The organism is Reyranella sp. (assembly GCF_044224635.1).
Taxonomy (GTDB): domain Bacteria; phylum Pseudomonadota; class Alphaproteobacteria; order Reyranellales; family Reyranellaceae; genus Reyranella.
The window spans coordinates 1-13240 of record NZ_JBGAKA010000089.1; the positions used below are offsets into that span (position 1 = coordinate 1).

13 protein-coding genes are annotated in these 13240 nt (G+C 68.2%); 3 read left to right on the forward strand and 10 right to left on the reverse strand.

Translation table 11 applies throughout. The annotated features are described in order from the left end of the window. Nucleotides 1-11 precede the first annotated feature (11 nt). Genes ACILR9_RS37740 through ACILR9_RS37755 form a run of 4 tightly spaced genes read right to left on the reverse strand, consistent with a single transcriptional unit; the run spans nucleotide 12 to nucleotide 2538 of the window. On the reverse strand, nucleotides 12-323 hold the full coding sequence (locus ACILR9_RS37740) for a hypothetical protein (protein WP_395715154.1): 312 nt from the start codon (nucleotides 321-323) through the stop codon (nucleotides 12-14). Between the two features lie 44 nt (nucleotides 324-367). Further along, nucleotides 368-1204, reverse strand: coding sequence for a class I SAM-dependent methyltransferase (locus tag ACILR9_RS37745; RefSeq protein WP_395715155.1), 837 nt, complete (start codon nucleotides 1202-1204; stop codon nucleotides 368-370). Further along, nucleotides 1201-2109 carry a phosphoribosylaminoimidazolesuccinocarboxamide synthase gene (locus tag ACILR9_RS37750; RefSeq protein ID WP_395715164.1) on the reverse strand — a complete coding sequence of 303 codons (909 nt, stop codon included), beginning with the start codon at nucleotides 2107-2109 and terminating at the stop codon, nucleotides 1201-1203. Before ACILR9_RS37750 ends, ACILR9_RS37745 begins: the two co-directional genes overlap by 4 nt. A gap of 33 nt (nucleotides 2110-2142) precedes the next feature. After that, complete coding sequence (locus tag ACILR9_RS37755) at nucleotides 2143-2538, reverse strand: carboxymuconolactone decarboxylase family protein (RefSeq protein WP_395715156.1); 396 nt, start codon at nucleotides 2536-2538, stop codon at nucleotides 2143-2145. A gap of 157 nt (nucleotides 2539-2695) precedes the next feature. Here ACILR9_RS37755 and ACILR9_RS37760 point away from each other — a divergent pair, with 157 nt between their 5' ends. From ACILR9_RS37760 to ACILR9_RS37770, 3 genes are all read left to right on the forward strand, one after another. Beyond that, nucleotides 2696-2959, forward strand: a complete 264-nt coding sequence (locus tag ACILR9_RS37760) for a hypothetical protein (RefSeq protein ID WP_395715157.1) — start codon at nucleotides 2696-2698, stop codon at nucleotides 2957-2959. Next, on the forward strand, nucleotides 2946-3422 hold the full coding sequence (locus ACILR9_RS37765; RefSeq protein ID WP_395715158.1) for a hypothetical protein: 477 nt from the start codon (nucleotides 2946-2948) through the stop codon (nucleotides 3420-3422). The genes ACILR9_RS37760 and ACILR9_RS37765 overlap by 14 nt, the downstream gene beginning before the upstream one ends. 313 nt (nucleotides 3423-3735) lie before the next feature. Beyond that, nucleotides 3736-3987, forward strand: a complete 252-nt coding sequence (locus ACILR9_RS37770; protein ID WP_395715159.1) for a hypothetical protein — start codon at nucleotides 3736-3738, stop codon at nucleotides 3985-3987. Between the two features lie 175 nt (nucleotides 3988-4162). Here the strand turns inward: ACILR9_RS37770 and ACILR9_RS37775 are convergent, their stop codons facing one another. The 6 genes from ACILR9_RS37775 to kdpF all read right to left on the reverse strand — a co-directional run bounded on the left by ACILR9_RS37775 (nucleotide 4163) and on the right by kdpF (nucleotide 12280). Continuing rightward, nucleotides 4163-4846 (reverse strand): response regulator, encoded by a 684-nt coding sequence (locus ACILR9_RS37775; protein ID WP_395715160.1) that lies wholly within the window; start codon nucleotides 4844-4846, stop codon nucleotides 4163-4165. Continuing rightward, the gene (locus ACILR9_RS37780) at nucleotides 4843-7533 is read right to left on the reverse strand and encodes a DUF4118 domain-containing protein (protein WP_395715161.1); all 2691 of its coding nucleotides are present in this window, start codon (nucleotides 7531-7533) and stop codon (nucleotides 4843-4845) included. The genes ACILR9_RS37775 and ACILR9_RS37780 overlap by 4 nt, the downstream gene beginning before the upstream one ends. Before the next feature lie 18 nt (nucleotides 7534-7551). Next, nucleotides 7552-8154: a K(+)-transporting ATPase subunit C gene (locus ACILR9_RS37785; protein WP_395715162.1), complete on the reverse strand. Its 603-nt coding sequence runs from the start codon at nucleotides 8152-8154 to the stop codon at nucleotides 7552-7554. Between the two features lie 190 nt (nucleotides 8155-8344). Continuing rightward, on the reverse strand, nucleotides 8345-10381 hold the full coding sequence (kdpB, locus tag ACILR9_RS37790) for a potassium-transporting ATPase subunit KdpB (RefSeq protein ID WP_395715165.1): 2037 nt from the start codon (nucleotides 10379-10381) through the stop codon (nucleotides 8345-8347). Nucleotides 10382-10448: 67 nt separating this feature from the next. Continuing rightward, entirely contained in the window at nucleotides 10449-12176 is a 1728-nt protein-coding gene (gene kdpA, locus ACILR9_RS37795; protein WP_395715163.1) for a potassium-transporting ATPase subunit KdpA, read from the reverse strand. Nucleotides 12177-12190: 14 nt separating this feature from the next. Continuing rightward, entirely contained in the window at nucleotides 12191-12280 is a 90-nt protein-coding gene (gene kdpF, locus ACILR9_RS37800) for a K(+)-transporting ATPase subunit F (protein ID WP_395715040.1), read from the reverse strand. Between the last annotated feature and the right edge of the window lie 960 nt (nucleotides 12281-13240).

Consider the following 13240-nt stretch of genomic DNA (forward strand, 5'->3'; position numbering starts at 1 on the left):
TCTTGAATCTCTCAATGAGAATCTGTTCTCGCTTGGTGAATGCCATCGAATCTCCTCAAGGAACTTTGCTTAGTGGCGTACCAGGCGATGCGGACCGCGCGCAACGCGTGCCAGCCCCGTCCGTAGCGATCGGCGATGGCGTGGAGGAACCATTCGGGCGCCCCCATGACGATCGCGTCGGCACGCTGCAGCTCCGCGAGCGGCGCCGCAGTGAGCAGCGGATTGCCCAAGTCGAGCACCTCGTACCCCTTGCGCCGCAACGTGCAGGAAATGCCCTCGGCGCAGCACCAGGCGGACCCGACGTGGGCGGTGTTGTGAAACACCGCGATCGTGTTGATCCTTCGCATTGCGCTATGCGCCGCGGCCCTCACCGCCGCGTCGCTTGCAGCGAGACCGCGAGCGGCAGCCAGGGCTTGTCCGGCCAGTGCCAGTCGCCGTCGTCCTTCTTCACCAGGATCTCGAACATGCGCCACGGCACCTGGGCGTGCTCGTGCAGCCAGTCGAGCGCCAGGCCGGCGGCGAGCAGGCCGCCCACGGTGTCCGACAGGGGATGCAGCCAGTTGACGTTGGCGGCATTGGCGAGGCGGGCCGTCGGGTCGGCGTAGTCGCGCTCGTCGACCAGGGCGATCGGCTGGCGCGCGAAGTACGGAGCGAAGTAGCCGGGCCGCCCGTCGGGCAGGCGGGCGAGATCGTCGAAGACGTAGGCCGTGGGATGGGCGTCGGCGTAGTAGAGACGGCCGCCTGGTTTCAGGAAGCCGGCGACGATCTCGGCCCAGCGCGCGATATCGGGCAGCCAGCAGGTGGCGCCCCAGCTCGCGTAGACCAGGTCGAAGGTGGCCGGCCGGGCGATCGCCTCGGGGGCGTCGTAGAGATCGGCCTCGACGAAGCGCGCGCGCCCGGCGAGACCGAGCTCGGCCGCCAGCATTCGCGCCGCGGCGATCGCCGCGCCGGAGAAGTCGAGGCCGATGACGGTGGCGCCGCGCTGCGCCAGGCAGAGCGTGTCGGCGCCGAAATGGCATTGCAGGTGCAGCACCTCGAGGCCGGCGACGTCGCCCAGCTCGGCCTCCTCGACCGGGTTCAGCACGCCGCGGCCGGCGCGCAGAGGGCCGAGATCGTAGCCGCCCGGGCCCATATGGATGGCGACGCGCTCGTCCCAGTTGGCGCGGTTCAGCGCGCGCCAGTCGCGCGCGTCGGGTGCCGTCACCGCACCACCAGCTCGCGCCCGGTCAGACGGCGATAGGCTTCGAGGTAACGTTTGCTGGTGGCATCGACCACCTCGGGCGGCAGCGCCGGCGCCGGCGCCTCGCCGTTCCAGCGGCCGGCGTGACGCTCGACGTCGAGCCAGTCGCGCAGCGGCTGCTTGTCGAAGCTGGGCTGCGGCTGGCCGGGCGCATAGCCGTCGGCCGGCCAGAAGCGCGAGCTGTCGGGCGTCAGCACCTCGTCGATCAGCAGGATGCCGCCTGACGCGGTGCGCCCGAACTCGAACTTGGTGTCGGCGATGATGATGCCGCGCGGGGCGGCGATATCGCGGCCCTTGCCGTAGACCAGGCGCGCCAGCCGCTCGAGCTCGCCGGCGATCTCGCCGCCCAGCACCTCGCGCATGCGGCCGACCGTGATGTTCTCGTCGTGCCCGCTCTCGGCCTTGGTGGCCGGGCTGAAGATCGGCGGATCGAGCCGGCCGCTCTCCTGCAGGCCGGCCGGCAAGGTCTCGCCGGCGAGCGTGCCCGCCTTGGCGTACTCGCGCCACGCCGAGCCGGTGATATAGCCGCGGATCACGCATTCGATGGGGAACACCGTGCAGCGCCGGCACAGCATGGCGCGGCCGGCAATCTCGCCGCGATGCGGCGCCAGCGCCGGCACCGCGGCGATGATGGCATCGACGTCGGCCGAGGTCATGTGATGCTGCACGGCATCGCCCAACTGGCCGAACCACCAGGCGCTGAGCTGGGTCAGCACGGCGCCCTTCAGCGGGATCGGCTCGGCCATCACCACGTCGTAGGCGCTCACCCGGTCGGTTGCCACCAGCAGCAGCCGGTCGGCATCGACCTCGTAGACGTCGCGCACCTTGCCGCGGGCGATCCGCTTCAGGGGCAGATCGCTCGACTTCATCGCCACGCTGTCTTCTCCGTTCTTGTCTTGCCGCTACTTCTTCTCGTGGCGCATTTCCTCGAATACCTCCTTGGCGGTGAGCATCGCCTCGCGCACCGAGGGCACGCCGATATAGCCACAGAGATGCATCAGGGCCTCGGAGAGCTCATCTTCCGTCCAGCCCTGGTTACGCGCCATGCGCAGATGGATCGCGAGTTCCGGCCAGCGCGCCTGCGCGGTGTCGGAGATGACGCAGATCAGGGCGCGCGTCTTCATGTCGAGGCCGGGCCGCGACCACAGCATGCCGAACACCGCCTCGCGCGCATAGTCGCCGAACTTCTGCATCATCGGGTCGTCGTAGACCGTCTTGTTCATCTTGTCGGCATACGCCGCGCCCATGAGCTGGCGGCGGATCTCGGTGCCCTTCTTGTAGTTCTCGCTCTCGGCCATCGTTTCCCTCCTCGGATTGCGGCGCAGCCTAGAGTGATTCCCGGGGAGAGGGAACGGCGTCCCGCCTCTTTATGCCGAGGCTATGCGCGCGGCCTCCCTGCCCTCTCGAATCCCTATGGCGCCACGCCTATCTCTTGGCACGAGAGTCGAGAAACCGATGACGCGCACAGCGAACCGCCTGTTGCTCGTCGCCCTCCTGGCCTGCGGCGCAGGCGGTCAAAGCCGCGCCGAAGAGCCGGGAACCGGTGACGATACAGAACGGCACCATCCTTCCATCGCGGCGCGCCAGCCGGCCGGAGAAGCCGGGACGACGCACCTGCGGGCCCTGCGCTGCCGGAGATATTTCGGCTGCCTGCCGACCGGCGTCGTTTCCCTCGACATCCATCGTGACCCGAAAGGCATCCATCATGATCGACCGTGAAAATGCAGCCGAAGCGGAACCTCCATCTACCAGCATGCCGGCCGAGGCGGCAGGCGCCTCTGCCGAGCGCGTCATGGCGGTCAGCCATGCACCGGCCAGCGCGCACGTGGCCGTCATCGGCCATCACACCCTGCCGTACGTCCTCGCGCTGATGCAGAGCGGCTGTGGTTGCGTGCGCAGCCTGCGGCCCGATGCAGCGGCGCCGGACTGCGAGCCCGCCGACCTCACCTGGATCGTCGATTGCCGCGATGATCGCGAGCTCGACGGCGCGTTACGCGCCGCCCGCCGGCGCGCCGGCGCGCGCGGTCGCGTCGTCCTCGAAGGCGCCGGCTGCCGCTGGCGCCGCGCCCTTTCCGCCGTGCGCGATCACGCCCTGAAGGCGGGTCTCGACATCGTCTCGTTCGATCACGCGACGGGCCGCGTCGTCTTCGCGCCAGCTGTGCGGCTGGCGATGGCGGCGTAGATGGTCGCCGCGGCGGACTCCGGGCTGTGCTGATGGCCGCAGCGGCGAACTCCCAATTTCGCCTCCCCCGTAATCGGGCCGGGAGTTCGCGTATGGGCGCTCTCTCATTCTCCTCCCTAGCTTCGCTGGGGAGGTGTCGCCGTCTTACGGCGACGGAGGGGTCATGAGCAGCAGGACTGGGGCCTATGACCCCTCCGCCCCCGATTACGGGGGCACCTCCCCAGCGAAGCTAGGGAGGAGAATGAAAAGCGCACCCATTTGCGAATGCCCTGCGCATTCGGGTGAGGCTGACCAATATTTTAGGAGCCGAACCATGAAGGACTTCGTTGCACGCTGCCGCGGCGTCAGCGAAGTGCTGTCGCTGGGCGCCGACGTGCTCGTCGTGAAGCGCGCGCTCAGCCGGCTCGACATCATGGGCGACGGCACACGCCTGCCGCAAACGCCGCTCGACCCAGCCTTCGAGCGAAGGCTGCAGGCCATCCTCGAGCCGCATCAGCGGCTCGACGACAAGGAGGCGCGACGGCTGGGGGCACAGCCGCCGCACGGCGCGCCGCGGGCGGCTTAGGACTTCTTTTCCTCCCCAGCTTCGCTGGGGAGGTGTCCGCGTAATCGCGGACGGAGGGGTCATGAGCAACCCGTCCTGTGCCCTTGACCCCTCCGTCGCATCGGCTTTTGGCCGCAGAGCGGCCAAACGCCTTTAGACGCGACACCTCCCCAGCTCTTGCTGGGGAGGATGGGACCTATACCAGCCGATACCCGACCCCCGGTTCCGTCAGAACGTGCCGCGGCGAGGACGGGTCGGCTTCGATCTTCTGGCGGAGCTGGCGGACATAGACGCGCAGGTATTGCGGGTCGACCGATTCATCTCGCCACACCTCGCGCAGCAGGTGGCGGTGGGTCAGCACCTTGCCAGCGTGGATCGCGAGCTGCTCGAGGATGTCGTACTCCTTGGGCGAGAGCTTCACGTCGTCGGTGCCGCGCCGCACCAGGTGGCGCACCATGTCGACGCTGAGCTCGCCGCTGGTGAAGGTGCGTTCGGCGCCCTGCTGCTGCAGGCGATGGCGCAGGGCGGCGCGCAGGCGGGCCATCAGCTCGTCGGCGCCGAACGGCTTGGTGATGTAGTCGTCGGCGCCGGAATCGAGGGCCGCGACCTTGGCCGCCTCGTCGCCGCGGCTCGACAGCACGACGATCGGGACTGGCGACAGTGCGCGGATCTGGCCGATCAGCGCCTGGCCGTCGATGTCGGGCAGGCCGAGATCGAGCAGCACCAGGTCGGGCCGGTGATGGCGCAGCGCCGACAGCGCCTCGGCGCCGGTCGCCGCCTCGAGCGCGCGGTGCTCGTGCGCCGTCAGGATGGAGCGCAGCAGCCGGCGGATCGGCGGCTCGTCCTCGACGATCAGGATGGTGGCAGCGTCACCGGTCATAGCGGATAGCTTATGGTGAACCGCGCGCCGGTTCGATCGGTTCGATTGGCCGCCGTGATCGTACCGCCCTGCGCCTCGACGAAACCCTTGGCGATGGCCAGGCCCAGCCCGGTGCCGGCGCGCCGCCGGTCGCCGCCGTCGACGCGATAGAACTTGTCGAACAACCGGTCGATCGTGGCGACCGGCAGACCGGGACCTTCATCCTGCACGACGATCTCGATCCGATCGCCGGCGCGGCGGGCGGAGACCTCGATCCGGCTGCCGGGATCGGAATACTTGCCGGCGTTGTCGAACAGGTTGAACAGCGCCTGCTCGGCCAGCACGAAATCGAGCGATACGGTGGGCAGATCGGGCGCCACTGACGACTTCACGTCGTGCCCCTCGAGCAAGGGCGCGGCGCGGCGCAGGGTGGTCGAGATGAGGTCGCCGACCTCGACCGGCTCGCGCTTGGGCGCGATGGCGCCGGCATCGAGCCGCGTCATGTCGAGCAGGTTGCCGACGAAGCGGTCGAGCCGCTTGGATTCGCCGAGCGCGGTCTCCACCAGCTCCTTGCGCGTTGCCTCGTCGTAGCGCCCCGCACCGCTGCCGAGCGTCGACAGGGCGCCGATGATGGAGGCGAGCGGCGTGCGCAGGTCGTGCGACACCGAGGTCAGCATGGCCGAGCGCAGACGCTCGCGCTCGGCGCCGAGCCGCGCCTGGTCGATGTCCTCGGTCAGGGTGACGCGCTCGATGGCGACGGCGGCCTGGCTGCCGACCGCCTCGAGCAGGCGCCGGTCGGCGGCGCTGAGCTCGCGTCCTTGCGCGGTCAACTCGCGTCCTTGCGTGGTCAACAGGACGCCGATCACGGCGACCGGCGGGCCGCTGGTGCGGATCGGCATGAACAGCCAGCGCGCGCCGGGCAGGGTATCGGTGCCGCGCCCCGTCGTGTGGTCGGCGTCCCATGACCAGCGCGCCGCCGCGAGATCGGCGTCGCTGAACTCGCTGTCGGGCGGAAAGGCGGCGTGCGGCACCAGCCGGCCGCCGGATCCCTTCTCCGGCATCAGAATAACGATCTCCGCGCCGAGCAGGCGCGCCAGGTGGCTGACGACGATCCACAGCAGGTCGTAGAGATCCATGACGCCGGCGATCTTGCGGCTGAAGGCATAAAGCTCGGCAGTCGCGCGCGCCTCGCGGCGCGCCGATTCGGTGCGCGAGCGGGTGCGCGCCGCCAGCGTGCTGGCGACGCCCGCCACGACCATGAAGAAGAACAGCGCCACGATGTTGGCGGGATCGTGGATCGTGAACTTGTAGATCGGCGGCAGGAAGAAGAAGTTGTAGGACAGCACGCTCAGAGCCGAGACCCACAGCGACGGCACCAGGCCGTGGCGCGCCGCGGTGGCGAGCACCGGCACGACATAGACCAGCGAGATGTTGGGCAGCATGACGTAGTCGTCGACCAGCATGCCGACGGCCGTGGCTGCCGCGGTCGCGAGCACGCCTTCGAGATAGGGGCCGGGCGTCCGCGGGATGTCGGACAGCCAGTCGGTCGCGCCGACCGGGATCCTGGCGGCATCGGACGGCGCCACCTCGATGGCGAGCCCCGAGCCGCTGCGCACCAGCTCGTCGACCACGGAGCCGTGCCTGAGCTCGAACCAGCGCGAGCGCCGCGACTTGCCGACGACGACGCGGGTGGCGTTGCGGGCGCGCGCAAAGGCCAGGATCTCCTCGCTCACCGAGCGGCCGGGCACGGTGACGATCTCGGCGCCGAGCTGCGCTGCCAGGCGCATGTTCGCGGCGAGATGATTGCGCTCGGCATCCGACAGGGCGGTGTGGCGGTCGGTCTCGACATAGAGCGCGATCAGCTCGGCGTCGAGGCCGCTGGCGGTGCGGCGAGCGGCGCGCACCGCACTGGCGGCGACCGGGCTGGGATCGAGGCAGACGATCACCCGCTCGCCGGCCGCCCAGGGGCCCGAGATGGCGTGCTCGCGCATGTAGCTGCGCATCTGTTCGTCGACCCGCGCGGCGGTGCGGCGCAGCGCCAGCTCGCGCAACGCCGTGAGATTGCCGGGCGAGAAATAATGGCGCAGGGCGCGCTGCGCCTGCTCGCGGACATAGACCTTGCCCTCGCGCAGGCGCGCCATCAGGTCGGCCGGCGTCAGGTCGACGACCTCGACCTCGTCGGCGGCATCGACGATGCGGTCGGGCACGGTCTCGCGCACCCGGATGCGGGTGATGCGCGCGACCACGTCGTTCAGGCTCTCGATGTGCTGGACGTTCATGGTCGAATAGACATCGATGCCCGACGCGAGCAGCTCCTCGACGTCGAGAAAGCGCTTGGGATGGCGGCTGCCCTCGGCGTTGCTGTGCGCCAGCTCGTCGACCAGCACGAGCGCCGGCCGGCGCGTCAGGATGGCGTCGAGATCCATCTCGCGCAGCACGCGGCCCTTGTACGCGACCTGCCGTCGCGGGATGACCTCGAGACCGGCGAGCTGGGTTTCGGTCTCGGCGCGCCCGTGCGTCTCGACGATGCCGACCACGACGTCGACGCCGTCGGCCTTGCGGCGGCGTCCTGCGGACAGCATCTCGTAGGTCTTGCCGACACCGGGGGCGGCGCCGAGGAAGATCTTGAGCTTGCCGCGCGTCTCCCGCTCCGCCGCCTTGAGCAGCGCCTCGGGCGACGGGCGCCTGTCTTCAGCAGTCCCGGCCATTGGCCGTCGAAGATGTCATCACGACTTCAGGGCGTCGAGCGCCATGTTGAGCTGCAGGACGTTGACGCGCGATTCGCCCAGCACGCCGAGGAAGCGGCCTGCAACATGCTGGCCGACGAGGTCACGCACCGCGGCCTCCGGCAGGCCGCGCGCCTTGGCGACGCGCGACACCTGGAAGTAGGCAGCCGCCGGCGTGATGTGCGGATCGAGACCGCTGCCCGAGGCGGTGACCAGGTCGACGGGAACGGCAGTGCCGGGATTCTCCGCCTTGAGCTTGTCGACATCGCCCTGGACGCGCTCGATCAGCGCCTTCGACGTCGGCCCCGCGTTGCTGCCCGACGAGTTGGCAGCGTTGTAGGGCGCCGCCACCGTCTTGCTCGAATCGTTGGGATCGGTGTCGCTGGTCGCCGACGGCCGGCCGTGGAAGTACCTGGCGTCGGTGAAGTTCTGGCCGATCAGGTCGGAGCCGATCACCTTGCCGTCCCTGACGATCAGGCTGCCGTTGGCCTGCCGCGGAAAGACGAGCTGGGCGATCTCGGTCATGGCCAGCGGATAGACGAGCCCGGTGATGACGGTGAGCACGACCACCATGACGATGGCGGGGCGGATCTCTTTCAACATGGTCTGGTCCTCTTCTCAGTCTCCTCCCCAGCTTCGCTGGGGAGGTGTCGCCGTCTTCGGTGACGGAGGGGTCATGAAGCTCATCGATGGTGGCTCATGACCCCTCCGTCCGCATCGGCGTTTGGCCGCAAAGCGACCAAACGCCTTGGACGCGGACACCTCCCCAGCGAAGCCGGGGAGGAGGAAAAACTCACGCCAACCCCACCGCGGTGATCAGCATGTCGATCAGCTTGATGCCGACGAACGGCACCACGATGCCGCCGACGCCGTAGATCAACAGGTTGCGCACCAGCGCCTGCGAGGCGCCGACCGGCCGGTACTGCACGCCCTTCAGGGCGAGCGGGATCAGCGCGACGATGATCAGCGCATTGAAGATGATGGCCGACAGGATGGCGCTCTGCGGCGTCTTCAGGCCCATGACGTTCAGCGCCTCGAGCTGCGGGTAGAAGGCCAGGAACATCGCCGGGATGATGGCGAAGTACTTGGCGACGTCGTTGGCGATCGAGAAGGTGGTGAGCGCGCCGCGCGTCATCAGCAGCTGCTTGCCGATCTCGACGATCTCGATCAGCTTGGCCGGGTCGCTGTCGAGATCGACCATGTTGCCGGCCTCGCGCGCCGCCATCGTGCCGGTGTTCATGGCGACGCCGACATCGGCCTGGGCGAGTGCGGGCGCGTCGTTGGTGCCGTCGCCGCACATCGCCACCAGCTTGCCCTGCGCCTGCTCGTCGCGGATGAGCTTCAGCTTGGTCTCCGGCGTCGCCTGGGCGAGGAAGTCGTCGACGCCCGATTCGGCGGCGATCGCGGCCGCGGTCACCGGGTTGTCGCCGGTGATCATGACGGTGCGGATGCCCATCTTGCGCAAGGTGGCGAAGCGCTCGCGGATGCCGCCCTTGACGATGTCCTTGAGATGGATGACGCCCAGCAGCCTGCCGTCGCGCGACACCGCGAGCGGCGTGCCGCCTGCCTTGGCGACCTTGTCGGCCATCGATTCGACCTCGCGGGCGGCGCTGGGCGCGCTGGCCTTGGCGTTGACGTCGGCGATCACCGCCTCGACCGCGCCCTTGCGGATCGACGAGCCGTCGACGTCGATGCCGCTCAGCCGGGTGTGGGCCGAGAACGGGATGAACCGGGCGTGCAGCGGCGCCATCTCGCGGCCGCGGATGTCGTACTTCTCCTTGGCCAGCACGACGATCGAGCGGCCCTCCGGAGTCTCGTCCGACAGCGAGGCGAGCTGGGCGGCGTCAGCGAGGTCGCGCTGGTCGACCCCGGTCACGGGAAGGAACTCGGTGGCCTGGCGGTTGCCCAGGGTGATGGTGCCGGTCTTGTCGAGCAGCAGGGTGTCGACGTCGCCCGCCGCCTCGACGGCGCGGCCCGACATGGCAAGCACGTTGAAGCGCACCAAGCGGTCCATGCCGGCGATGCCGATGGCCGACAAGAGCGCGCCGATGGTGGTGGGGATCAGGGTCACGAACAGGGCGACCAGCACCAGGACGCTCATGGTGCCGCCGGCATAGGCGGCGAAGCTCGGGATGCTGGCGACCGAGAAGATGAAGATGAGGGTCATGCCGGCCAGCAGGATGTTGAGCGCGATCTCGTTTGGCGTCTTCTGGCGCTCCGCGCCCTCGACCAGGGCGATCATGCGATCGAGGAAGGTCGAGCCCGGCTGGGCGGTGATGCGCACCTTGATCCAGTCGGAGATGACCTGCGTGCCGCCGGTGACCGCCGAGCGATCGCCGCCGCTCTCGCGGATCACGGGAGCGGACTCGCCAGTGATCGCCGCCTCGTTGACCGAGGCCACGCCCTCGATCACCTCGCCGTCGGACGGGATGAGGTCGCCCGTCTCGACCAGCACGATGTCGCCCTTGCGGAGCCTGGCCGCCGGCAGGCTCTCCCAGTGCTTGTCGGCGACATCGGCCAGCCGCTTGGCCACGGTATCGGTCTTGGCCCTGCGCAGCGTCGCCGCCTGGGCCTTGCCACGGCCTTCGGCGACCGCCTCGGCGAAGTTGGCAAACAGCACCGTGAACCAGAGCCAGAGGTTGATCTGGAACGAGAAGCCCAGGCCGCCCGCGCCCGTGGCGAGATCGCGGATGAACAGGACCGTGGTCAGGGTCGCCACGACCTCGACCGTGAACATCACCGGGTTGCGGATCATGAGGCGCGGGTCGAGCTTGCGGAATGCCTCGACGAGCGCCGGCCCGAGGATGCCGGGGTCGGCCAGCGTTGCCATGCCCGAGCGCTTGCGGGAGTTGAGTGCGAGTTCCATGGGAAAAGTCCCCTCGTCTCTGTAACGCGTCTCAGTAAAGCGTGCCGGCGAGCATGGCGAAGTGCTCGACGATCGGGCCGAGCGCCAGGGCCGGGAAGAAGGTGAGGCCGCCGACGATCAGGATGACGCCGACGACCAGGCCGACGAACAGCGGGCCGTCGGTCGGGAAGGTGCCGGCCGAGGCGGGCACGATCTTCTTGGCGGCAAGCGAGCCTGCGATCGCCACCATCGGCACGATCATCAGGAAGCGGCCGATGAACATCGCGAGCCCGATCGTGGTGTTGTAGAAAAGCGTGTTGGCGCTGAGGCCGGCGAACGCCGAGCCGTTGTTGCCGGTGCCCGAGGTGTAGGCATAGAGGATCTCGGAGTAGCCGTGCGGCCCGGCGTTGGCCGGCCCGGCCAGCCCGGCGCCCACCAAGGTGGCGATGGCCGAAAAGCCCAGGATGGAGAGCGGCAGGACGAGGATGGCGAGCAGCGCCATCTTCACTTCCTTGGCCTCGATCTTCTTGCCGAGATACTCGGGTGTGCGCCCGACCATCAGGCCGGCGATGAACACCGCGATGATGGCGAACATCAGCATGCCGTAGAGTCCCGAGCCGACGCCGCCGACGATGATCTCGCCCAGCTGGATGTTGAACATCGGGATCAGGCCGCCGAGCGGCATGAAGCTGTCGAGCATGCCGTTGACGGCGCCGCACGAGGCTGCGGTGGTGACGACGGCGAACAGCGCCGAGTTGGCAATGCCGAAGCGCACCTCCTTGCCCTCCATGTTGCCGCCGGCCTGCTGCGCCGTCGCTGCCGTTTCGACGCCGACCTTGGCGATGGCGGGATTGCCGGCCGCCTCGGCCCAGTAGGTGACCATGACGCCGCCTAGCCACAGCGCGCCCATCACCGCCAACACTGCCCAGCCCTGGCGCTGGTCGCCGACCATGCGGCCGAACACGTTGGTGAGAGACGCGCCGATCGCGAAGATCAGCACCATCTGCACGAAGTTGGTGATGGCGTTGGGGTTCTCGAACGGATGGGAGGAATTGGCATTGAAGAAGCCGCCGCCGTTGGTGCCCAGCATCTTGATGACTTCCTGCGAGGCGACCGGGCCCTGGGCGATGATCTGCCTGGCGCCCTCCAGTGTCGTCGCCTCGGTGTAGGCGCCGAGATTCTGCGGCATGCCCTGCCAGACGAAGAACAGGCCGACGACAATCGAGATCGGCAGCAGGACGTAGAGCGTGCAGCGCGTGAGATCGACCCAGAAATTGCCGATGCCCGTGGCCGAACGGCGCGCGAAGCCGCGCACCAGGGCGAGCGCCAGGGCAATGCCGGTCGCCGCCGAGACGAAATTGTGCACGGTGAGCCCGGCCATCTGGACGAGGTAGCTCATCGTCGCTTCCGGCACGTAGGACTGCCAGTTGGTGTTGGTGTCGAAGCTCATCGCCGTGTTGAAGGCGAGGCTTTGCTCGACCGCCGACTGGCCGGTCGGGTTGAACGGCAGCATCGCCTGCAAGCGCATCAGGGCATACAGGCTCACGAAGCCGGCCAGGCTGAACAGCAGCATCGAGACGGCGTAGGCGAGCCAGCCCTGGTCACGGCGCTCGTCGACGCCGCTCACCCAGTAGATGCCGCGTTCCACGGGACCCAATACCGGCGACAGGAACGTGCGCTCGCCGGCGAAGACGCGCGTCATGTAGCCGCCCAGCGGCTTGACGAGCAGGACGACCACGACCGCGAACAGCGCGATCTGGATCCAACCATCGAAAGTCATGGCTGCATTCCCCTCTAGAATCGTTCTGGCCGCAGCAGGGCGTAGACCAGGTAGACGAACAGGCCGAAGGTCACTCCGGCGCCGAGGATGTATTCGATCAGCATGGCGGCCTCCTCACAGCCGGTCGCAGGCGTAGGCATAGGCGATGGCGAGCGCGAAGCTGCCGCAGCCGACCACGATCAGGATGATGTCGAGCATTGGGGGCTCCCTGTTGCGGGCGAGCGATGCCGCCGCGGGCGAGTGCGCGGACGGAGATGAAAGCGGGTTGAAGCACGAAGCATGGTTGTCTCGCTGGCTGGCGGAGTCGGCGTGAGCCGTTGTGCCGATCGATCAGGCCCGCTCTCGATCCCGGTCAGGCGATGCCGTAGGCCTGCAGGGCGACGACAATGGCCAGCGCCCCGGCCAGGTGCACCGCGAGGGTGATGCCGATCTCCCTCAGCGCCTCTCGCACCGACGGGCCTGCCGGCGACCGCCCTTCGCTGGCCATGGCCGGCGGATGCGCGGGTATCCGCCGGAAGACACCCGAAAGCCGGGAATGGGGACTGAACGTTTTCATGATTGCCGGAAAGTGGCTGGAACCACGGGCATTCCGATTGAAACAGTCCTGGCGCATATGAATTCCATATAGGGCCGGGACAGCTGCCGATCGCAGGAAGCCCTCACAATCGATAGGTGAGACGCTCATAAGCGATGTAGAGGCAGAACAGCACGAAGCCGACGGCGAGGGCGATGTCGAGCATGGGTAAACTCGCTCGCCGAGGAGATATCCGTGCGCCAGAGATTTCCAGCCGTCACAACGGAACTCGGCATAGGTAAAAGCATAAAGGCATTCGACATGTCCTCGATAGGCGCTGATCGCGGATGAACGAACCGCCGTCGATACTCGTCAATCGGATTATCGTTCGCCCGCCAGAATCGGCAATTTCATGAAATTCCTATATCGACATTCTCCCCCAGGAATGGATTTCCTGTGGATCGAGGAATGTTCTTGTCGGCGCTGCTTCAGGGGGAGCAAACGATGCGAAAGTCGCTCGGCGCGCTGATCGGAAGCGCCCCTACGTCGC